Annotated in this window: 20 protein-coding genes, 2 tRNA genes and 1 pseudogene; 16 read left to right on the forward strand and 7 right to left on the reverse strand. The window is 72.4% G+C overall.

The genetic code is table 11. The annotated features are described in order from the left end of the window. The first annotated feature begins 8 nt into the window (after nt 1–8). Both ACIA5C_RS22780 and ACIA5C_RS22785 read left to right on the forward strand, forming a co-directional pair. Entirely contained in the window at nt 9–872 is an 864-nt protein-coding gene (locus ACIA5C_RS22780) for a glycosyltransferase family 2 protein (protein WP_396057626.1), read from the forward strand. Between the two features lie 68 nt (nt 873–940). After that, nucleotides 941–1987 (forward strand): YihY/virulence factor BrkB family protein, encoded by a 1047-nt coding sequence (locus ACIA5C_RS22785; RefSeq protein WP_396057629.1) that lies wholly within the window; start codon nt 941–943, stop codon nt 1985–1987. 8 nt (nt 1988–1995) lie between these two features. Here ACIA5C_RS22785 and ACIA5C_RS22790 read toward each other — a convergent pair whose 3' ends face one another. The 3 genes from ACIA5C_RS22790 to ACIA5C_RS22800 all read right to left on the reverse strand — a co-directional run bounded on the left by ACIA5C_RS22790 (nt 1996) and on the right by ACIA5C_RS22800 (nt 5139). Continuing rightward, a complete protein-coding gene (locus tag ACIA5C_RS22790) occupies nt 1996–2709 on the reverse strand; it encodes a hypothetical protein (protein ID WP_396057631.1) in 714 nt (237 codons plus the stop codon). Then, nucleotides 2706–3629, reverse strand: coding sequence for a hypothetical protein (locus ACIA5C_RS22795; RefSeq protein ID WP_396057633.1), 924 nt, complete (start codon nt 3627–3629; stop codon nt 2706–2708). Before ACIA5C_RS22795 ends, ACIA5C_RS22790 begins: the two co-directional genes overlap by 4 nt. Nucleotides 3630–3732: 103 nt before the next feature. Beyond that, on the reverse strand, nt 3733–5139 hold the full coding sequence (locus ACIA5C_RS22800) for an aldehyde dehydrogenase family protein (protein WP_396057635.1): 1407 nt from the start codon (nt 5137–5139) through the stop codon (nt 3733–3735). Nucleotides 5140–5301: 162 nt separating this feature from the next. Here ACIA5C_RS22800 and ACIA5C_RS22805 point away from each other — a divergent pair, with 162 nt between their 5' ends. The 12 genes and pseudogenes from ACIA5C_RS22805 (at nt 5302) to ACIA5C_RS22860 (ending at nt 17825) form a co-directional block, all read left to right on the forward strand. Next, nucleotides 5302–6921, forward strand: a complete 1620-nt coding sequence (locus ACIA5C_RS22805; protein ID WP_396057637.1) for a carbamoyltransferase — start codon at nt 5302–5304, stop codon at nt 6919–6921. An 11-nt stretch (nt 6922–6932) separates the two neighbouring features. Further along, nucleotides 6933–7922, forward strand: coding sequence for a glycosyltransferase family 2 protein (locus ACIA5C_RS22810; protein WP_396057639.1), 990 nt, complete (start codon nt 6933–6935; stop codon nt 7920–7922). Further along, nucleotides 7919–9472 (forward strand): HAD-IIIA family hydrolase, encoded by a 1554-nt coding sequence (locus tag ACIA5C_RS22815; RefSeq protein ID WP_396057641.1) that lies wholly within the window; start codon nt 7919–7921, stop codon nt 9470–9472. The genes ACIA5C_RS22810 and ACIA5C_RS22815 overlap by 4 nt, the downstream gene beginning before the upstream one ends. Further along, nucleotides 9469–10395, forward strand: coding sequence for a glycosyltransferase (locus ACIA5C_RS22820; protein ID WP_396057643.1), 927 nt, complete (start codon nt 9469–9471; stop codon nt 10393–10395). Before ACIA5C_RS22815 ends, ACIA5C_RS22820 begins: the two co-directional genes overlap by 4 nt. Continuing rightward, nucleotides 10380–11585, forward strand: a complete 1206-nt coding sequence (locus ACIA5C_RS22825; protein WP_396057645.1) for a glycosyltransferase — start codon at nt 10380–10382, stop codon at nt 11583–11585. Before ACIA5C_RS22820 ends, ACIA5C_RS22825 begins: the two co-directional genes overlap by 16 nt. Beyond that, nucleotides 11585–12064, forward strand: a pseudogene (locus ACIA5C_RS22830) (SIS domain-containing protein); the annotation flags it as partial. The gene ACIA5C_RS22825 and the pseudogene ACIA5C_RS22830, both read left to right, overlap by 1 nt. 87 nt (nt 12065–12151) lie before the next feature. Continuing rightward, nucleotides 12152–13543, forward strand: a complete 1392-nt coding sequence (locus ACIA5C_RS22835; protein ID WP_396057711.1) for a PfkB family carbohydrate kinase — start codon at nt 12152–12154, stop codon at nt 13541–13543. Nucleotides 13544–13545: 2 nt separating this feature from the next. Continuing rightward, entirely contained in the window at nt 13546–14226 is a 681-nt protein-coding gene (locus ACIA5C_RS22840) for an SDR family oxidoreductase (RefSeq protein WP_396057647.1), read from the forward strand. Then, the gene (locus ACIA5C_RS22845) at nt 14223–15221 is read left to right on the forward strand and encodes a glycosyltransferase family 9 protein (protein WP_396057649.1); all 999 of its coding nucleotides are present in this window, start codon (nt 14223–14225) and stop codon (nt 15219–15221) included. The genes ACIA5C_RS22840 and ACIA5C_RS22845 overlap by 4 nt, the downstream gene beginning before the upstream one ends. A gap of 24 nt (nt 15222–15245) precedes the next feature. Then, entirely contained in the window at nt 15246–16184 is a 939-nt protein-coding gene (locus ACIA5C_RS22850) for a TIGR03557 family F420-dependent LLM class oxidoreductase (RefSeq protein WP_396057651.1), read from the forward strand. A 38-nt stretch (nt 16185–16222) separates the two neighbouring features. Beyond that, nucleotides 16223–16792: a Dps family protein gene (locus ACIA5C_RS22855; RefSeq protein ID WP_396057653.1), complete on the forward strand. Its 570-nt coding sequence runs from the start codon at nt 16223–16225 to the stop codon at nt 16790–16792. A 76-nt stretch (nt 16793–16868) separates the two neighbouring features. Next, complete coding sequence (locus ACIA5C_RS22860) at nt 16869–17825, forward strand: DNA topoisomerase IB (RefSeq protein ID WP_396057655.1); 957 nt, start codon at nt 16869–16871, stop codon at nt 17823–17825. Here ACIA5C_RS22860 and ACIA5C_RS22865 read toward each other — a convergent pair. Together ACIA5C_RS22865 and ACIA5C_RS22870 are read right to left on the reverse strand one after the other, a co-directional pair. After that, a complete protein-coding gene (locus ACIA5C_RS22865) occupies nt 17812–18228 on the reverse strand; it encodes a hypothetical protein (protein WP_396057657.1) in 417 nt (138 codons plus the stop codon). The genes ACIA5C_RS22860 and ACIA5C_RS22865 overlap by 14 nt on opposite strands. A 28-nt stretch (nt 18229–18256) precedes the next feature. Further along, nucleotides 18257–18460: a DUF1684 domain-containing protein gene (locus ACIA5C_RS22870; RefSeq protein WP_396057659.1), complete on the reverse strand. Its 204-nt coding sequence runs from the start codon at nt 18458–18460 to the stop codon at nt 18257–18259. Nucleotides 18461–18644: 184 nt separating this feature from the next. Here ACIA5C_RS22870 and ACIA5C_RS22875 point away from each other — a divergent pair, with 184 nt between their 5' ends. Together ACIA5C_RS22875 and ACIA5C_RS22880 are read left to right on the forward strand one after the other, a co-directional pair. After that, a complete protein-coding gene (locus ACIA5C_RS22875; protein WP_396057661.1) occupies nt 18645–19721 on the forward strand; it encodes a sensor histidine kinase in 1077 nt (358 codons plus the stop codon). Continuing rightward, nucleotides 19718–20371 carry a response regulator gene (locus tag ACIA5C_RS22880; RefSeq protein WP_396057663.1) on the forward strand — a complete coding sequence of 218 codons (654 nt, stop codon included), beginning with the start codon at nt 19718–19720 and terminating at the stop codon, nt 20369–20371. The genes ACIA5C_RS22875 and ACIA5C_RS22880 overlap by 4 nt, the downstream gene beginning before the upstream one ends. A 29-nt stretch (nt 20372–20400) precedes the next feature. On the opposite strand, the gene ACIA5C_RS22885 is transcribed toward ACIA5C_RS22880, so the two are convergent. Further along, a tRNA-Cys gene (locus tag ACIA5C_RS22885) sits at nt 20401–20471 on the reverse strand. 8 nt (nt 20472–20479) lie between these two features. Next, nucleotides 20480–20564 (reverse strand) — tRNA-Ser (locus ACIA5C_RS22890). Between the last annotated feature and the right edge of the window lie 11 nt (nt 20565–20575).

A 20575-nucleotide genomic window follows, 5' to 3' on the forward strand; every position in this document is an offset into this window, starting at 1 on the left:
CGCTCCGCATGGGTATTCCGCGCGCCATGTCCATGACCGTTCCCTTCCGGACCGCGCCCCCCGTCGAGACCGACGACGTGACGATTGTCGTCGCCACCCGCAACCGGCCCGACCGCCTCGCCGAGACGATGCGGCACCACCGGGCACCGGTGATCGTGGTCGACAACGGCTCGGACGAGGCGCTCGACGCACCGGGCGCCGACGTGGTGCGGCTCGACAGCAACCTCGGCGCGGCCGCCCGCAACGTCGGCGTCGAGCGGGCCCGCACGCGTTACGTGGCTTTCGCCGATGACGACTCGTACTGGGAAAGCGGCTCGCTGCAGCGAGCCGCCGCCCTTCTGCAGACCCATCCCCGCACCGCGTTGGTCGCCGCCGAGGTGCGGGTCGGCGCCGAAGGGCGCCTCGACCCGGTCTCGGCCCAGATGGCGGCCGCGCCGCTCGGCACACCGCCGGGTGCCGCCGGGCCGGCCATCCTCGGCTTCCTGGCCTGCGCGGTGATGGTGCGGCGCGATGCGTTCCTCGCGGCCGGAGGATTCCGGCCACGGCTTTTCGTGTACGGCGAGGAGGCCCTTCTCGCCATGGATCTGGCCGCGGCCGGGTGGCGCCTGTCCTACGCGCCGTCCCTGCTCGTGCGGCACTTCCCGGCGCCGGCCGGCCGCAACCAGCGGGCCCGCCACCGCCTCGAGACCCGTAACCGGGTCCTGACCGCCCTGCTCCGCCGCCCGCCGGACGTGATCGCCCGCACGCTGGCCGGTGCGCTCGGCAGCCACCCGGCGGCCCTGCTCGACGTGGCCCGCAACCTGCCGTGGGCGCTGCGGCACCGCCGTCCGCTGCCGAGCGAGGTCGAAGCGGCGCTGCGCCGCCTGAACTGATGCATTTCTCGCCGCCCGGTGGGCATCTACGTGGTTAAACGCATCTATGCAATTCCGGGAGCACTTCTATGATGTCCAGCGGCAAGAAGGACGACGCCGACCCGACCGCGACCACGCGCACCGGCGACGACTCGCCCACCGAGCTCTCGTCGGTCTCGCCCGAGGCCGGCCCCGACAACCCCGCCCGGCTCGGCGGCCGCGGCGTGTTCGCGGCGCTGCGGCGCACCGCCAAGCAGTTCTCGGCCGACAGCCTCACCGACTGGGCGGCCGCGCTCACCTACTACGGCGTCCTGTCGATCTTCCCCGGCCTGCTGGTGATCGTCTCGATCCTCGGCCTGGTCGGCAGCAACGGGCAGAAGACGGTGCAGGACGCGGCCCACCAGCTCGCGCCGAACGGCCAGCTGCGCGACCTCGTCGACACCGTACTCACCCAGGTGAAACAGCCCGGCTCGGCCGGCCTCGCCGCGATCATCGGTATCGTCCTGGCGTTCTGGTCGGCCTCCGGCTACGTGGCCGCGTTCATGCGGGCCTCGAACGCCGTCTACGACGTGCCGGAAGGCCGTCCGATCTGGAAAACCCTGCCGATCCGCGTCGGCGTGACCGCGGTCGTCGGTGTGATGCTGGTCCTGTCGGCCGCGATCGTCGTGGTCACCGGCTCACTGGCCCGGGTGATCGGCGACCAGGTCGGCCTCGGCTCGGCCGCGGTCACCACCTGGGACATCGCCAAGTGGCCGGTCCTGGTGATCCTGGTCAGCCTGGCCTTCGCGATCCTCTACTGGGCCTCCCCGAACGCCAAGACCGGCGGCTTCCGCTGGGTCAGCCCCGGCGGCATCTTCGCCGTGCTCCTGTGGGTGCTCGCCTCGGTAGCGTTCGGCATCTACCTGGCCAACTTCGCAAACTACAACAAGACGTACGGCACGCTCGGCGGCGTCATCGCCTTCCTGGTCTGGATGTGGATCTCGAACATCGCCATCCTGCTGGGCGCCGAACTCGACGCCGAGCTGGAGCGGGGCCGGGCGATCGCGGCCGGCCAGGACCCGACCAAGGAACCCTTCCTCGAGCTCCGCGACGACCGCAAGGTCAAGAACGCCCAGGCGCCGGACGCCCACTCCTGAGCCGACGGTCAGGCGGCCTCGCCGCAGTCGGCTGCGTCGGCGGTTCTCATCCGCTGTTGCCACAGGCGCGGACCGGATGCCGAGGTCCACCGCTCGATGACGGTGAGCTGGTCGGGCCGGAGCCGCCATCGCCGGCCGTCGACCGCGAACTCGAGCGTCAGCTGCGGGTCGCGGCCGGTGCCGGTCCCGTGGGCGAAGAAGTCCTGATCGGGTGGTGCGACGCGGTGAACCTCGATGGTGCACGGCGGCACATCGGCCATGACGACGCCGGCGAGTGGCGATCGGCCTTCGAGAGCGGCGTAGATGCGCACCTCGCGCAGCGGTGCCGGCGACCGATTCTGGACCGATACGTCCAGTCCTTCGGGCAGGACGCTGTTGTGCAGGGTTCCCGGGGTGAACCAGACGGCGACGCGTGAGCTGTAGGAGCGTTGCTGCCGGTCGGCGGCGTCCTGGTTCATCTCCACCTGATTGAGCAGGGCGTACGCGGAGACCGCGAGCGCGGCGACGGTGGCCACGGCCGAGGCGATGGCGGAGCGCTTCTGGGATTGAGCGATGAGCAACTGCTGCTGCTCGACCGTGCCGGCCGTGCCGGCCGTGCCGGCCGTGCCGGCCGTGCCGGCCGTGCCGGTCCGGGACTGCCGGAACCGGCGAGCAGCGGCGGCTCTCGCGCGGCGCAGAATCCGCCGGCCGGAACGCGCGATCCGTCGCCATGGATCGATCATCGAGTCAGGCAGTTCTCGCTGAACGTCTGCGGGTCTATCTGCTGGATGGGGAGGATGCCGTCGCCGGGATCGTGATGGTCGAGGCGCAGTACTTCGTCGAACCGGTGGGCGGCCAGCCGAGCCGAGTCGTCCTCCGTGATCTTCGAAAGGTCGTTGGTATCGGGGCAGGTGGCGGGCATGGCCCGGAACCATCCACCCTCTGGTTCGATGACCTGCTGGAAGACCTTGCCGTCGAGCACGTAGGTGACTCGAAGATGGAAGATCCGGGCGTAGCGCGAGAGATCGAAATTCGAGATCAGCCACGCCGGGTCATCGACCGAGACGGTCAGCTTGTTGTTCTCGAAGTACGGCTCGTACGGCGCCTCGCCCTCTCCGACCGGAGTCATCGCGACCGGCCGGTCCGCGTCCAGGTCGAACGCGAGCTTCACCTCGTCACCACCCTCCGCGCCGAGCTGCACCAGAGTTCCTTGCGGAAGGCAGACCGTGTGCAGGTCGATCACCCTTATGTCGGTCACGGTCACCGGAGTCGCGACCGCGTCCTCGAGGACCAGGGTGATCATTGGATGACCGTAGACGAACGCTCCCTGCTCGAAGGCCTGCATGTACCGGTCGTCCTCGGGCATCGGTCCCGGGGCGTATTCGGGGAAGTTGTCGCGGATCGGTCGGGGCAGCACGAAGTCCTGGGAGCCGTCCTGCGCGGTTTCCGTCACCGAGGCCACTTTGAGAGCGGTGCCGGTCGATCTCTGCTCCGACGTGTAGTCGGCATCCTGGCAGGGGGAGCTGCTCGCAGGGGTCGCGGTCGCGGTGCTCGAGGATGATTCCCGCGGGGCGGGCAGGGTGGCCGAATTCGCACAGCCGGCGAGCAGGAACGGGCCGGTTCCCAGGACGGCGGCCCAGCCCCGCCCTCTCATGTAGCGCATCGATGACGCCTCTCCCGTAGGTTCCGACGTCATCGACTAATTCATTCCTGAAACGGGCTGAACAACGAAACGTCGAGAGTTCACCCGTAGGAGGGCGCTCGGCTTACCAGCCTGAGGGCGGCGCCTGGAGGTGGACGGCCTTCGCGACGGTCATCTCGTCGAGCAGTTCCGGGCCGTACCCGTAGCCCTGGCCGCTTCCGCGCCTCGGGTGCGCGGCACCGCCCGGCGCCCCGCCGAAGACCGCGTTGATTTTGACCGTGCCGGTCGGCAGGTCGCGCCACGCCTGCTGGGCGTGGCTCATCGAGCGGGTGAGGACCGTCGCGGCGAGGCCGTAGGGGCTGTCGGCGGCCCGGGTGAGCGCCTCGTCGAAGGAGTCGACCGTCATGACCGGGGCGACCGGGCCGAACGTCTCCTCGCGCATGACCGCCATCTCGTCGGTGCAGCCGCAGAGGACGGTCGGCGGGTAGAAGGCGCCCGGGCCCGGTGGCACCGCGCCGCCGCAGAGGGCCGTTGCGCCGTCCTTGAGGGCGTGTTGCACCTGGTCGTCGACCGTGTCGCGGAGGCGGCGGTCGACCAGTGGGCCGATCTTCTCCGACCACGCCGACGCCTCGGCGGTCAGGGCGGCCAGGAACGGCTCGGCGACCGTACGGTGCACGTAGATGCGCTCGACCGCGACGCAGATCTGACCAGAGTTGGCGAAGGAGCCCAGAGCGGCCTGCGAGGCCGCCCAGACCGGGTCGACGCCGGCGTCGACGATCAGGGGGTCGCTGCCGCCGTTCTCCAGCAGGGCCTTCGCGCCGGTGCGGGCGCACGCCGCCGCGATCGAGCGGCCGGTGGCGGTCGAGCCGACCTGGGCCACCACGTCGACCGGTGAGGCGGCCAGCGCCGCGCCGGCCGCGCCGCCGCCGTTGACCAGGTTGAGCACGCCGTCGGGGAAGTGCGGGGCCAGCAGGGAGGCCAGCCGCCAGCCGGTCGCCGGTGTGCGCTCGCTCGGCTTGTGCACCACCGTGTTGCCGGTGACCAGGGCCGCCCCGAGCAGGCCGCAGGCGACCGCCACCGGATCGTTCCAGGGGGTGATGACCGCGACGACGCCGCGCGGGCCGTACGCCATCAGGTCGACGGCGTCGTAGTTGCCCGCGAGCGTGCGCCCTCGGTGGGTGGGGCCCAGTTCGGCGTACTGGTGAAGCGTGCCGACCCCGGCGGCGACCGAGTCACGGGCCTCGCCGACCGGTTTGCCCATTTCGGACGACATGATCTCGGCCAGTTCGCCGGCCGCCGCGTCGACGGCCTCCGCGGCCGCGTGCAGGGCGGCTCCGCGGGCGCCCGGGGCGGTGCGCGCCCAGGCCGGCGCGGCTTCGCGGGCGGCGCTGACCGCCGCGGCGACGTCCTCGTCGCTGGAAAGGGTGACCGTGGTGACGGGGTGGCCGTCGGCCGGGCCGACGACGGTCAGTCGGTGTGCCGAACGGCCTGGTTCCCAGGCGCCGGCGATCAGCTGCGCAACCTCGAACATGGGCGCACGCTTGCCCCCGGGGTAACGCATACAAACACGCTCCGTCGAATCGATTTCGACTTCTCCGCCCACCTATCAGTGCAGTTCAGAGCGGGACCAAGTTTTTCGGAGAAGTCGATGATCATTCGGTTAGAGGGGTGATCCACGGGTATGTGGCGCGGCATGCGTGTCCTGGGAATCAATGCGATCTTCCACGATCCCGCCGCCGCGTTGGTGGTCGACGGCCAGGTCGTCGCCGCGGCCGAGGAGGAGCGGTTCAGCCGCCGCAAGCACGGCAAACGGCCGGTGCCGTTCTCGGCCTGGGAGCTTCCTTCGCTGTCCGCCGCCTGGTGTCTGGAGGCGGCCGGTCTCACCCCGGGCGATCTCGACGCGGTGGCCTACTCCTTCGACCCCGCGCTCTGCGCCGACGCCGTACCCGGCGACCCCTGGGACCATCTGCGGGTCGACTATGCGCGGCGGGCGCCGCAGTTCCTCGCCACCGAACTGCCCGGGCTGGACCCGTCACAGGTGCGGTTCGTGCCCCACCACGTCGCGCACGCCGCCTCGGCCGGACTGTCGGTTGCCGAGGACAGCGCGGTGCTGGTGCTCGACGGCCGCGGCGAGGCCGCCAGCCACCTGGCCGGTGCCTATCGCGGCGGCTCCCTGGACATTCTCCGGCAGCAGGCCCTGCCGCACTCGCTCGGCCTGCTCTACGAGGACCTGACCCGTCACCTCGGCTTCATGCACTCCAGCGACGAATACAAGGTGATGGCGCTCGCCTCCTACGGCACGCCCCGGCATCTCGGGCTGTTCCGCGACCTGGTGCGAGCCACCGGAGACGGCGGCTTCGTCGTCGAGCGTATCGACTGGTCGGCGATGGCCAAGGCGCGCGCGGCCGATGCCGAAATGACCGCCGACCACGCGGATCTGGCGGCGAGCGTACAGGTGCGACTGGAAGAGGTGCTGCTCGACCTCGCCCGGTGGACCCACGAGGCCTCCGGCGGTCTGTCCACATTGACCATGGCCGGAGGTACCGCGCTCAACTGTGTGGCCAACGCGCGGATCGCGGCCGAAGGGCCTTTCGAGCGGGTGTGGGTGCAGCCCGCGGCCGGTGACTCGGGCACTGCCCTGGGTGCGGCCCTGGCCCTCGGCGAGCAGAACGTACCGTTCACCGGCGCCGCCCTGGGCCGGGGCTGGAGCGACGACGAGATCGAGGCCGAGCTGAAGCGGGCGGCCCTGCCCTACTCGCGGCCGGCGTCGATCGCCGACGAGGCGGCCCGGGTGCTGGCCGGCAACGGCATCGTCGCCTGGTATCAGGGTCGCAGCGAGTACGGCCCGCGCGCCCTCGGCCACCGGTCGCTGCTGGCCCATCCCGGCGACTCCGACACCCAGACCCGGATGAACGACGTCAAGGGCCGCGAGCAGTTCCGCCCGATCGCCCCGATGGTGCGCGCCGAGCGGTTCGCCGACATCTTCGACGGGGTCTACCCCAGTCCCTACATGCTGTTCGTGCACCGCGTGAAGCCGGAATGGCGAGACCGGATCCCGGCCGTCGTGCACGTCGACGGCACCGCGCGCGTGCAGACCGTCCACGACGAGACCGAACCGCTGGTCGCCGCCATGCTGGCCACGTTCGAGCGGCTGACCGGATTGCCGGTGGTGGTCAACACCTCGCTCAACACCGCCGGCCGTCCGATGGTCGACACCCCGCGCGAGGCGATGGAACTGTTCGGCTCCGCCCCGGTCGACCTGCTCGCCATCGGCCCGTTCGCGGTCCACCGCGGGACGGCGTTCGCGGCGTGAAGGTGAGCGTGGTGATACCGAGCCTCGGCCGGCCGAGCCTGTTCGCGCTGCTTTCCCGCATCTCCGTGCCGGATCTCGAGGTGATCGTCGTCGACGACCGCCGGGCGGCCACCGAGCCGCTGCCGGTCCCGCCGGGCGTGCGGGTGGTCGCCGGCCGGTCGGCCGGTCCCGCCGCCGCGCGCAACACCGGCTGGCGAGCGGCCCGCCACGAGTGGATCGCCTTCCTCGACGACGACGTGCTGCCCGACCCGGACTGGCCGTCCCGCCTGGTCGACGACCTCGCCGCCGCCGCAGGCGACGTCGGCGGGGTGCAGGGCGTGCTCCGGGTGCCGCTGCCTGCGCACCGGAAGCCGACCGACTGGGAGCGGGTCACCGCGGGCCTGGCGGACGGTGCCTGGATCACCGCCGACATGGCCTATCGCCGCGTCGCGCTGGCGCGCGCCGGCGGCTTCGACGAACGCCTGCCGAGGGCCTTCCGCGAGGATGCCGAGCTGGCTTTCCGCGTACGGCGGGCCGGCTGGACCCTGCACCGCGGCCGGCGCACGACGGTCCATCCGGTACGCCCGGAATCGCCGTGGGTCAGCGTGCGCACCCAGCGGGGCAACGCCGACGACGCCCTGCTGAGGCGCCTCTACGGGCCGCGCTGGCGGTCCCTTCTCGACATTCCGCCCGGCCGCCGCCCCCGGCACTTCGCGACCACCGCGGCCGGCCTGGCCGCGATCGTCGCGGCCGGCCTCGGGCGCCGCGGACCGGCCACCGCGGCGGCGGCGCTGTGGGCGGCCGGTACGGCCGAGTTCGCACTGGCCCGGATTCTTCCCGGGCCGCGCGACCGCCGGGAGACCGCGACGATGGTCGCCACGAGCATCGCCATCCCGCCGGTCGCCGTCGCCCATTGGCTGCGCGGCTGGTGGCACTGGCGGCAGGTCCGGCCGGTCGGGGCCGGTTCCCCGGGCGGGCATGACGACCGGACCGCGCGTCCGCCGGCGGAGGTGTCCGCGTGAGCCGGCTGTTCGAGGCGGTCCTCTTCGACCGGGACGGCACGCTGATCGTCGACGTGCCCTACAACGGTGACCCGGCGCGCGTCGAGCCGATGCCGGGAGCACGGGCGGCACTCGACCGGGTCCGGGCGGCCGGGCTGAAGGTCGGCGTGGTCACCAACCAGTCCGGGCTGGCCCGCGGCCTTTTCACGGCCGAGCAGCTCGCGGCGGTCAACCGGAAGGTCGAGGAACTGCTCGGGCCGTTCGACACGTGGCAGATCTGCCCGCACGATGGCGACGCCGGGTGCCGGTGCCGCAAACCCGCTCCGGGACTCGTCGAGGCGGCGGCCGAAGAGCTGGGCGTGGAGGCGTACCGCTGTGTGGTGGTCGGCGACATCGGCCGGGACATGACCGCGGCCCTGGCCGCCGGAGCGGCCGGCGTGCTGGTTCCGACGCCGGTCACCCTCCCGGACGAGGTCGCGGCGGCATCGGAGGTGGCCGGCGACTTGACCGCGGCGGTCGACCGGATTCTGCGCCGGCAGGCGCTCGCCGAGCCGGCGCCGCGACCGGGGAAGGCCGGAACCGTGCTCGTCGTACGTTCCGACTCGGCCGGGGACGTGCTGGTCACCGGGCCGGCGATCCGGGCCGTGGCACACGGATCCGACCGCGTGGTGATGCTCTGCGGCCCGCGCGGGAGGGCGGCGGCCGAGCTGCTGCCGGGCGTCGACGAGCTGATCGAGTGGCGGCTGCCCTGGATCGACCCGTCGCCCGAGCCGGTGGACCCAAGCCGCACCGAGGCGATGGTCCGACGCATCAGGGAGACCGGCGCGGACGAGGCGGTCGTGTTCACCTCGTTCCACCAGTCGGCGCTGCCGCTCGCGCTCGTGCTCCGGCTCGCCGGTATCGGGCGGATCACGGCGATCAGCGAGGACTATCCGGGTGCGCTGCTCGACGTTCGCCATCGCGTACCGGAAGACCTGCCCGAACCCGAACGGGCCCGCAGCGTCGCCGCGGCCGCCGGATTTGATCTGCCGCCCGGGGACGACGGTGCGCTGCGGATCAACCGGGAGGCCGGACGGACCGGCGGCAATTACGTCGTGGTCCACCCGGGCGCCAGCGTCGAGGCGCGGGCCTGCCCGCCCGACCTGATGCGCCGCATCGTGACCGCCCTGAGCGAGGCCGGGCACCGGGTCGTCGTGACCGGCGGGCCGGACGAACGGTTGCTGGCGAAGTCGGTCGGTGACGATGCCGGACCGATGGGTCTCGCCGAGCTGGCGCAACTGATCGCGGGCGCGAAGTGCCTCGTCGTCGGCAACACCGGCCCGGCTCATCTGGCCGCCGCGGTCGGCACCCCCGTCGTCAGTCTCTTCGCGCCGACCGTCCCCTATGGAAAGTGGGGCCCCTATCGGGTGCCGGCCGTGCGACTCGGCCGGGCCGGTGCGGCCTGCCGGGACAGCCGCGCGGTCGTCTGCCCGGTGCCCGGGCACCCCTGTCTGTCCACCATCGAGCCGGCCGAGGTCGTCGAAGCTGTCGCCCGGCTGACCCGGAGTCAACTCAGCGAGGTCGCCGCGTGAACATCCTCCTCTGGCATGTGCACGGCTCCTGGGCCACCGCGTTCGTCCAGGGCAAACACCGCTACCTGGTGCCGGTCAACGAGGCCCGGGACGCCTGGGGCCGCGGGCGCGCGCAGACCTTCGACTGGCCGCAGTCGGTCGAGGAACGGCCCCTCGAGGAGATCACCGACATCGACGTGGCGATCGTGCAGCGCCCGCACGAACTCGACCTGGTGCCGCCGCACGTGCCGGTCGTCTACGTCGAGCACAACACCCCGAAGGGCGACGTCCCCCTCACCCGGCACCCGATGGCCGACCGCGACGACCTGATCATCGCCCACGTCACCCACTTCAACGAGCTGTTCTGGGACACCGGCGCCACCCGCACCACGGTCATCGAACACGGCATCGTCGAGCCGGCCGCCCGCTGGACCGGCGAGCAGGAACGGCTGGCGATCGTCACCAACGAGCCCGTCCGCCGGGGCCGTGTCACCGGCACCGACCTGTTCGGACGGTTCACCGGGGTCGCCCCGATCGACGTCTTCGGCATGGGCGTGTCCGGGCTCGACCACCCCCGCATCACCACCTACGACGACCCACCCCAGCGGGTGATGCACGAGCAGATCGCGCGCCGCCGGGCCTACCTGCACCTGTGCCGCTGGACGTCGCTCGGCCTGAGCCTGATCGAGGCCATGCAGATCGGGATGCCGGTGCTCGCGCTGGCCACCACCGAGGCGGTCGCGGCCGTGCCGCCGGACGCCGGCGTGCTCTCCACCCGGGTCGACACCCTGGTCGAGGCCGCCCAGTGGCTGCTCGACGAGCCGGAGGCGGCCGCCCGGCTCGGGGCCCGGGCGCGCCAGGTCGCGCTCACCCGTTACGGCCTGGACCGGTTCCTGGCGGACTGGGATCAGCTTCTCGAGGAGGAATCATGCGCATCGCGATGATCTCGGAACACGCCAGTCCGCTGGCCGCCCTCGGCGGCGTCGACGCGGGCGGCCAGAACAAGCACGTCGCCGAGCTGGCCGCCGCGCTGGCCGGGCAGGGACATTCGCTACGCGTCTACACCCGCCGGGACAGCCCCGATCTGCCCGATGTCGTGCCGTTCGGTCACGGGGTCGACGTGGTGCACGTGCCGGCCGGGCCCGCCGAAGTGTTGCCCAAGGACGAACTGCTGCCGTTCATGGGCGCGTTCGCGGAGTGGATGGCCCGGGACTGGCAGCGCGGGTGGCGGCCGGACGTCGCGCACGCCCACTTCTGGATGAGCGGCCTCGCCACGGTGACCGCGAGGCGCGCGTGCGACGTGCCCGTGGTGCTGACCTATCACGCGCTCGGCGTGGTCAAGCGCCGCCATCAGGGCGCGGCCGACACGAGCCCGGCGCACCGGATCGCGTACGAGCGGGAACTCGGGCGGGCCGTCGACCGGGTGATCGTGCAGTGCGAGGACGAGCGCGCCGAACTGCTGAACCTGGGCGTGCCGCGGACCCGGATGACGCTCTTGCCCTCCGGCGTCAACACCGAGGTGTTCAGCCCCGAGGGCCCGGCCGCGCCGCGGGAGAGGGGCCGGGCACGGATCCTGACCGTCGCCCGGCTGGTCGAGCGCAAGGGCATCGAGGACCTGATCCGGGCGCTGCCGCGGGTGCCGGGCGCCGATCTGGTGGTCGCCGGTGGCCCGCCGGCCGGGCGGCTGGCGGTCGACCCGTACGCCCAGAAGCTGCGGCGGCTCGCGGCCGAGCTGAAGGTCTCCGACCGGGTACGGCTGCTCGGCGCGGTGCCGGCGCAGGAGATGCCGGCCTGGTACCGGTCGTCCGATGTGGTCGCCGCGACCCCGTGGTACGAGCCGTTCGGCCTCAGCCCGCTCGAGGCGATGGCGTGCGGTGTGCCGGTCGTGGCAAGTGCGGTCGGCGGTCTCACCGACACCGTGGTCGACGGCGTGACCGGCGACCTGGTGCCGCCCCGCGATCCGCGCGCGCTCGGCACCGCTCTGCGGCAGCTGCTGGGCGACGACATGCGGCGGGTCGCGTACGGCGCCGCCGCGGTCGACCGGGCCGCCTACGCGTACGCCTGGCCGCGCGTCGCCGCCCGCCTGACCGGGGTGTACGAGTCAGTGGCCGTCTCCGAGGCGGCGGTCGCCTGATGGATCCGCTCGACGACCACCTCAGCGCGCTGGCGTCCTCGTTGGAGGGCTACCGCTCGGTTGCCGTTCGCCTGGCCGACTGGGGCTCCGAACTCGCACGGCTGCTGAAGGGCGGCGGGCGCCTGCTCGTGGCCGGAAACGGCGGCAGCGCGGCCGAAGCCCAGCATCTGGCGGCCGAACTGGCCGGCAAACTGCGCGACGACCGGATGCCGCTGTCGGCGATCGCGCTCACCGCGGACTCGTCCGCGGTCACCGCGATCAGCAACGACTACGGCTACGACGAGGTCTTCGCCCGGCAGGTGCGGGCACACGGACGTCCGGGCGACGTGCTGATGCTGCTGTCGACCAGCGGCAGCAGCCCCAATCTGCTCGCCGCCGCCCGCGCCGCGCGGGAGATCGGCGTGCGGACGTGGGCGATGACCGGAGCCGGTGACAACCCGCTCGCCGGCGCCTGCGACGAGGTGCTGCGCTGCCCCTCGCCGGAAGGCCAGGTCGTGCAGGAGCTGCACCTGGTATCGGTGCACGTCCTGTGCGAGCACATCGATCGCTTCCTGGGGAGCCCTGTCATGGAAAAGCCCGATCTTGTGATCGTCGGTGACACCCTGCTGGACCGCGACGTCGAGGGAGCGGTCCGCCGGATCGCCCCGGACGCACCGGCCCCGGTGCTCGACGAGGCATCGGCCTCCGAGCGGCCGGGCGGCGCCGGCCTCGCCGCGATGCTCGCGGCGGCGGACGGCCGCAAAGTCGCACTGGTCACCGCGATCGCGGCGGACGCCGCGGGGGAACGGCTCACCGAGCTGCTCACGGCGGCCGGTGTTCAGGTGTACGCGCTGCCGCTGCCCGGCTCCACGCCGGAGAAGGTGCGGTTGCGCTCGGGCGGTCAGGTGCTGCTGCGCCTGGACCGGGGTGGCGAGCCGCAGGCGCCCGGCGACGCGCCTGCGGCCGCCCTCGACGTGATCCGGACGGCACCGGCGCTGCTGGTGAGCGACTACGGCCGCGGGGTGGCCCGGCATCCCGCGATCCGGGCGGCCCTCGGTGAGACCAAGGCGCCGCTGGTCTGGGACCCGCACCCGAACGGGCCGGCGCCGGTGCCGGACGCCCGCCTGGTGACGCCGAACCTGGCCGAGGTGTGCAAGCTCGCGGGCGACGCCGGTGGCGGCTCGGCGCTGGTCGTCGCCCAGCGGGCCGGGCATGTGCTGCGGCAGCGCTGGCGGGCCGGTGCGGTCGTGGTGACGTGCGGTGCCGACGGCGCGGTGCTCTGCCATTCCGGGCCGACACCGCTCGCCGTCGCCACCCCGGGCGCGGTGCAGGGCGACACCTGCGGAGCGGGGGACCGGTTCGCTTCCGCGGCCGCGCTCGCTCTCGCCGACGGCGCGCTGGTGTCCGAAGCCGTTCAGACCGCGGTTTCCGAAGCGACCGCCTACGTCGCCGCCGGTGGCGTGACGGCGGCCCTGTCCCCGCCCGAACCCGACGCCGAGCCCGGCCGGATCGGGGCGGACGAGGCCGGCCGCATCGCCGCCGAGGTGAAAGCGCGCGGGGGAACCGTCGTGGCCACCGGGGGTTGCTTCGACCTGCTGCACATCGGTCACCTGGCCACCCTGCGCGCGGCCCGGGCCCTCGGCGACTGCCTCATCGTGTGCCTCAACAGCGACGCCTCGGTCCGGGACCTCAAGGGCCCCGACCGGCCCCTCAACGCCGAAGCCGACCGGGGCCGCCTGCTGGCCGCCCTGGACTGCGTCGACGCCGTCGTCGTCTTCGACGAGACGACCCCGTCCGCGGTCCTCACCTGGCTGCGGCCCGACATCTGGGTCAAGGGCGGCGACTACGCCGACGGCGGCCCCGACCTGCCCGAAGCCGAACTGGTCAAGACCTGGGGCGGCCAGACCGTCATCGTCCCGTACGTCGACGGCCGCTCCACCACCCGCACTATCGCCGCGGCCCGATCCGGAGGTAAATGAGCATGGATGCAGTCATCGTCACCGGTGGTTCGAGCGGCCTGGGTGCCGCCGTCGTCGAAGCGGTGGTCAAGGCGGGCGGCCGGCCGTACGTCATCGACCGGCAGCCGCCCCGCGAGGGCATCGAGTGGATCTCCTGCGACCTGGCCGACACCCGGGCGGCGGAGGAGGCAACCCGATCCGCGGTCGAGCGGGCCGGCGGCACCGTCGACGGCGTGGTCACCGCGGCCGGCATGGACGTGCCCGGCGCCCTGGCCGACATCCCCGGCGAAACTTGGGACCGCATCGTCACCATCGACCTGCTCTCCACCGCGGCCGTGATCCGGGCCGCGCTGCCCGCCCTCAAACAGTCCCACGGCAGCGTGGTCACCATCTCGTCGACGCTGGGCATCAAGGCGGTCGGCGACGCGACGGCCTACTGCGCGGCCAAATTCGGGGTCGTCGGCTTCACCCGCTCGCTCGCCGCCGAACTGGCCGGCCAGGTCAACGTCACCCTGGTCATCCCCGGCGGCATGCGGACGAAGTTCTTCGACGAGCGCGACGACCAGTACAAGCCGGGCCCGGACGCGATCCTCAACGACCCGGCCAACGTCGCCGCGGCCATCATGTTCGCGCTCGCCCAACCGGTCGGTTGCGCGGTCCGGGAACTGGTCATCGCGGCCGAAACCGAAAGCTCCTACCCGTGATCCTGGTTCTGCGGGCGCTCGGCCTGGGCGATCTCGCCACGGCCGTGCCCGCGATCCGTGGGCTGCGGACCGTGTATCCGGCCGAGCCGCTGGCTCTCGCCGCGCCGGTCGGCCTGACGCCGCTGATCGATCTGATCGGCGGTGTCAGCGCCGTCGTCGACACGCCCGGCCTGGACGCGCGCCTGCCGGATGATCTGCAGCCCGCGATCGCCGTCAACCTGCACGGCAGCGGGCCCGAGTCGCACCGCTTGCTGCAGGCGGTCTCACCGAGCAAGCTGTGGGCCTTCCGGAATGCCGAAGCCGGACATTTCGACGGGCCGCCATGGATCTTCGCCCCGCCACAAACCGCCCCCCACCCCGGTTGGGTGGGGCCGACAGTAGCGCCCGGACCCGACGATCCGATCCGGTTATCCACAGGCGAGGAACACGAGGTCGCCCGCTGGTGCCGGCTCCTCGACCACTACGGCGTGCCCGCCGACCGGGAAGAACTCGGCCTGGCGACCCCGAACATCGAGGTGCCGCGCGGACTCACGATCATCCACCCGGGCGCGAAATCCGGCACACGACGGTGGCCCCCGGAGCGCTTCGCGGCGGTCGCCCGGGCGCTTCGCGCCGACGGGCACCGGATCGTGGTCACGGCTGGCGGCGACGAGCGGCCTCTGGGCGTACGCGTCGCCGAAGCGGCCGGCCTCACCGGACACGACGTGCCCACCACCGGTCTCGGCGAACTGGCCGCCCTGGTCGCCCACGCCCGGCTCGTCATCAGCGGAGACACCGGGATCTCGCACCTGGCCACCGCGTACGGAACCCCCTCGGTGACCCTGTTCGGGCCGATGTCGCCCGAGAGGTGGGGACCGCCGGACCGCGCGTACCACCGCAAGCTCTGGAAAGGCACCCGGAGCGAGCCGGGCGACCGGCCCGGCCCCCCGCATCCGGCCTTGCTCGCCATCGGCGAGAAAGAAGTCCTCGAAGCCGCACGCGAGGCGCTTGGCTGAGCCGACAGGGGGTATCCGGTCCGGATGCGAATCGGATACTTCCTGTCGTGCGAGGAATACACGCCGGCCCAGCTCATCGAGCAGGCGAAAATGGCTCAGGAAGCGGGCTTCCAGAGCCTCTGGATCTCCGACCATTACCACCCGTGGAACGATGAGCAGGGGCAGAGCCCGTTCGTCTGGTCCATCATCGGAGCGCTCAGCCAGGTCGTCAGCATTCCGGTGACGACCGCCGTCACCTGCCCCATCATGCGCATCCACCCGGCCGTCGTGGCGCAGGCGGCGGCGACCAGCGCGGTGCTGCACGACGGCCGTTTCGTGCTCGGCGTCGGCACCGGCGAAGCACTCAACGAGCACATCCTGGGTGATCGGTGGCCGTTCGCCGAGGAACGGCTGGAGATGCTCGAAGAGGCCGTCGGGGTGATGCGGGAGCTGTGGGACGGCGGATTCGTGACCCACCACGGCAAGCACTACACGGTCGACCAGGCCCAGGTCTACACGCTGCCGCCGCGGCCGCCGAAGGTCTACGTCTCGGCGTTCGGGCCCCGGGCCCTGGAGGTCGCGGCGCGGATCGGCGACGGCTACGTGTCGACGATGCCGGACGCCGACCTGGTGCGCCGGTTCCGCGACATGGGCGGCGGCGACAAGCCGGTGCAGGGCGGGTTCAAGGGGTCGTGGGCGCGGACCGAGGAGGAGGGCGTCAAGACGGCGCACCGGCTGTGGCCCAACAGCGGCGTGCCGGGCGAACTCTCGCAGGTGCTGCCGTCGCCGAAGCACTTCGAGCAGGCGTCGCAGCTGGTCACCGAGGACATGATGCGCGAGTCGGTGGCCTGCGGACCCGATCCGGCCAAGCACGCCTCGCAGTTGCAGGCGTACGAGAAGGCCGGCTTCGACGAGGTCTACATCGCCAACATGGGGCCGCACTACGGCGAGCTCATCGAGATGTACCGCACCGAGTTCCTGTAGGCCGGTTTGGCGTTGCCACAGAAGGGAATTCCGCGGAAATGCCTCCACGTACCCGTAAGAACAGCGCCCCGGGCTACACCGTCCCGGGGATGAAGCCGGACGCCGCGGGCGAGGTGATCGCCCTGCTGCAGGACCGGTTGAACGCACTGAACGATCTCGCGCTCACCCTCAAACACGTGCACTGGAACGTCGTCGGCCCGCACTTCATCGCCGTGCACCAGATGCTCGACCCGCAGGTCGACGCCGTCCGGCTGATGGTCGACGACCTGGCCGAGCGCATCGCCACGCTGGGCGGCTCCCCGGTCGGCACGCCGGGCGCCCTGGTCGCGCAGCGCAGCTGGGACGACTACTCGATCGGCCGCGCCGACACGAACGCCCACCTGGCCGCCCTCGACATCGTCTACAGCGGAATCCTCGAGGCCCACCGCGAGGCGATCGAGAAGGCCGAACAGGCCGACCCGGTCACCGAGGACATGCTGGTCGCGCAGACCGGCCGGCTGGAACAGTTCCACTGGTTCGTCCGCGCCCACCTCGAAACCGAGTCCGGCACCCTGCTCACCGAGGGCGTCCGCGACGAGAAGACCGCCGCGCGCAAGGGCAAGCGCTGACCTTCCGCACGGGCGTGACCGCGGCGGGAGGATCGGGCGGATCTCCCCGCCGCCCTTCTTTCTCGAAGGAGTTCCCATGCGCCTGCGGCGCAGCAACCCCGGCAAGGCCGGTTACGGCCGGCGGCGGTCCGGGCGCGGTTTCCGGTACGTGGACGAGCACGGTCAGCCCCTTCACGACCCGGAGGCGGTCGAACGCATCAAGGCATTGGTGATCCCGCCCGCGTGGGAGGACGTGTGGATCAGTCCGGATCCGCGCGGCCACATCCAGGCGACGGGGCGCGATGCGGCCGGCCGCAAGCAGTACATGTATCACGAGGTCTGGCGCACCCGGCAGAACTCGAAGAAGTTCGACCACGCGCTGGAAGTCGCCGCCGAACTGCCCAAGCTGCGCGAGCAGCTGTGCGGCGACCTGTCCGGCCGCGGCCTGACCCGCGACCGGGTGCTCGCCGCGATGGTCCGGCTGCTCGACCTCGGTCACCTGCGGGTGGGCGGCGACGAGTCGGCCCAGCGCGCGGAGGACCCGTCGTTCGGGCTGACCACGCTGCGGCCCGAGCACGTTCGTGGCAAGGGCGGCTGCGTGCTGCTCGAGTTCACCGGCAAGTCGGGTATCTCGCACGCGGTCTCGGTCGGCGACGGCGAGGTCTGCCAGGTCCTGCGGGACCTCCGGCGCCGGCGCCGCGACCAGGACCGGCTGTTCGCCTACTACGAGGGCAAACGCTGGCACGAGATCCACGCCGAGGACGTCAACGCCTACCTCCGCGACGCCGGGATGACGGCGAAGGACTTCCGCACCTGGCACGGAACCGCCGCGGCCGCGGCATCCCTGGCCGACAAGGGCCCGCAGCCGACGAAGACGGCCCGCAAGAAGGCGGTGGCCGCCGCGATGCGCGACGTCGCCGACAAGCTCGGCAACACGCCCGCGGTGGCCCGCAGCGCCTACGTGGACCCGCGCGTGGTCGAGAAGTTCGAGCAGGGCGAGGTGGCCCGCAACGGCGGCGAGAAGGCCGTCATCGATCTCCTCACCGACGACTAGAGCCGAGGGTGGCGAGCAGGATCGCGGCGCCGTCCTCGGCCAGGGCGGCCGGCGTGGCGTAGCCCCGGTGGGTCGCGAAGGCCCGCCACCACGCCCCGGCGTAGCTGGCCACGGCGGCGGCCGACGCGCCGACCAGGGCCGGCCCGGCCACGCCGCGCCCCCGGCGCCGGGCGTCCAGGCCGGCGGCCACCGCCCCGGTCACGATGCGGGCGGTCAGGGGTGCGGGTTTCACGCGGCTCGGCGTAGCCGGAAGTTTGTCGGCGATGAGCTCCCCGCCCGCCGCCGCCGTGGCGAAAACCTTGAGCCACCGGTTGTCACCCTGCGCGGCCAGCGCGGCCAGCGGCGTGGCGCTCCGGGCACCGGTCGCGGCGCCCAGCAGGCCCGCGCGCACGAGACTGTTCATGCTTCGCGCCTACCCGGGCCAGGAACCGTCAAACCGTGACCTCCACCGCCGGGGTCTTTTCGCCCGCCTCGACGGCGATCGGCAGGTGGTTCCCGGACGGGCGCAGCGGGCAGGTGGCGAACTCGGTGTACGCGCAGGGCAGGTCGGTGGCCCGGTTGAAGTCGAGAACCACCGAGCCGTCGGGGGCCGGCGGGTCGATGGCCAGGCTCCGGTTCGCCGCGTAGGTCGTCACGCCGCCACCGGCGACTACGCCAAGATCCTGGCCAAGCGGGGCGTCACCGACTCCGGGATCTCGAAGTCGGCGATCAATCCACCGTCCGCCCTTTAATTACGTTTCCGGCTACGGTCTCCGACGTACCGGAAAAGCCGCCCGGCGGCCGACGCTGCCCCGGCCCCGACCGGGCAGGATGGGCCGCATGGCCAAATGGACGAGGGACGCCGCCGTGGCCCTCATCGTGCTGGTGATCGGCCTGTTCGGCACCCGCTGGGCGGCCTACGTGCAGCACGGCAGTGACCGCCTCGGCCCGCTCGCCTACGCACTGGTCACCATCGCCGCGCTCGCCCTGGTCGCGCGCAGCCGGGCGCCCCTCGCCGCCCTCGCCGCGACCACCGCCGCCACCTCGCTCTATCTGATCCTCGGCTTCCCGTACGGCCCGATCCAGATCTCGCTGGTGGTTGCCGTCTTCACCGTCGGCCGGCGCCTTCCGCTGCGGATCTCGGCGAGCGCCTGCGCCCTCAGCACGATCGCGCTCCTCGTGCACGGTGCGGTCGGGGATTCCGGCGCCACCCCGACCGGAGTCCTGCCGTTCTCGGCCTGGACCATCGTTCCGTTCGCCGTCGGCGTCGTTGCCCGGACGACCGCCGAGGGCAACGCCCGGGTGAAAGCCGAGCACCTCCTCGAGGAACGCCTCCGCATCGCCCAGGAGGTGCACGACGTGGTCGGCCACGGCCTCTCGGCGATCAACATGCAGGCCGAGATCGCCCTGCATCTGCTGCCGAAGCGCCCCGAGCAGGCCGAGGAGGCGCTGATCGCGATCAGCCGCACCAGCAAGGAGGCGCTCGACGAGCTGCGGACCACCCTCGCGGTAATCCGCCGCTCCGACCCTTCGGGTCTCCGCGCTCCCACCCCGGGCCTCGCCCGCCTGCCCGACCTGGTCGAGCGGATGTCCGGCACGGGCGTGCCGGTCACTGTCGAGTTCCCGGGTACGCCGGGGGATCTGCCGGTCGCCGTCGACGTCGCCGCCTACCGTCTCGTCCAGGAGTCGCTCACCAACGTGCTCCGGCATGCGGGCCCGGCGCGGGCGACCGTCACCATCGACCACGAACCGGAGGCGCTGATTGTGACGGTGACCGATACGGGTCGCGGTGGCCCGGCCGAGGAGGGGCACGGCATCAACGGCATGCGGGAACGCGTCACGGCCCTCCGGGGAACCTTCGAGGCGGGCCCGGGGCCCGCCGGCGGCTTTCGCGTACGCGGTAGCTTTCCGCTGTGATCCGTGTGCTGATCGCCGACGACCAGGACCTGGTCCGCCTGGGCCTGCGGACCCTGTTCGACAGCGAGGACGACCTGACCGTGGTCGGCGAGGCCGCCGACGGCCTGCGCGCCGTGGAACTGGCCCGCGAGCTGCGCCCCGACGTGGTCCTGATGGACATCCGCATGCCCGGCGTCGACGGCATCGAGGCCACCCGCCGCATCGCCGGCGACCCGCGCACCCGGGACACCCGGGTGGTGGTGCTGACCACGTTCGAACTCGACGAGTACGTCTTCGACGCGCTCCGCCTCGGCGCCAGCGGCTTCCTCATCAAGGACACCAAGCCGGCCGAACTCCTGCGCGCGATCCGTGTCGTGGCCGCCGGCGAGGCCCTGCTCTCGCCGAGCGTGACCCGCCGCGTGGTCGCCGAGTTCGCCCACCGCACGGCCCGCCCGACCCGGCCGCACCCCCGGCTGGGCACCCTGACCGACCGGGAACGCGAGATCGTCGGCCTGGTCGGCGAGGGCCTGAGCAACGACGAGATCGCCGAGCGCCTGGTGGTCAGCCCGGCGACCGCCCGCACCCACGTCAGCCGCGCGATGGTGAAGCTGGGCGCCCGCGACCGCGCCCAGCTGGTGGTGTTCGCCTACCAGTCCGGCCTGGTCGACTGAAGGTGGGGCCGCCTTTTCCGGTACGTCGGAGACCGTAGCCGGAATCGAACCGGCGTTGACCGCGTTGCAGGCGGTTCCCTCACCACTCGGGCATACGGCCGGGTTTCGCGGAGACGGGGCGAGTCGAACGCCCACGGGTTTTACCCCCAACCGCTTTCGAGGCGGCGGCCGGCGCCTATCGGCTGGCGTCTCCCTGCGCGGGCC

Origin of the sequence: Actinoplanes sp. NPDC051343, from assembly GCF_044455125.1 — a bacterium.
Lineage (GTDB): Bacteria > Actinomycetota > Actinomycetes > Mycobacteriales > Micromonosporaceae > Actinoplanes.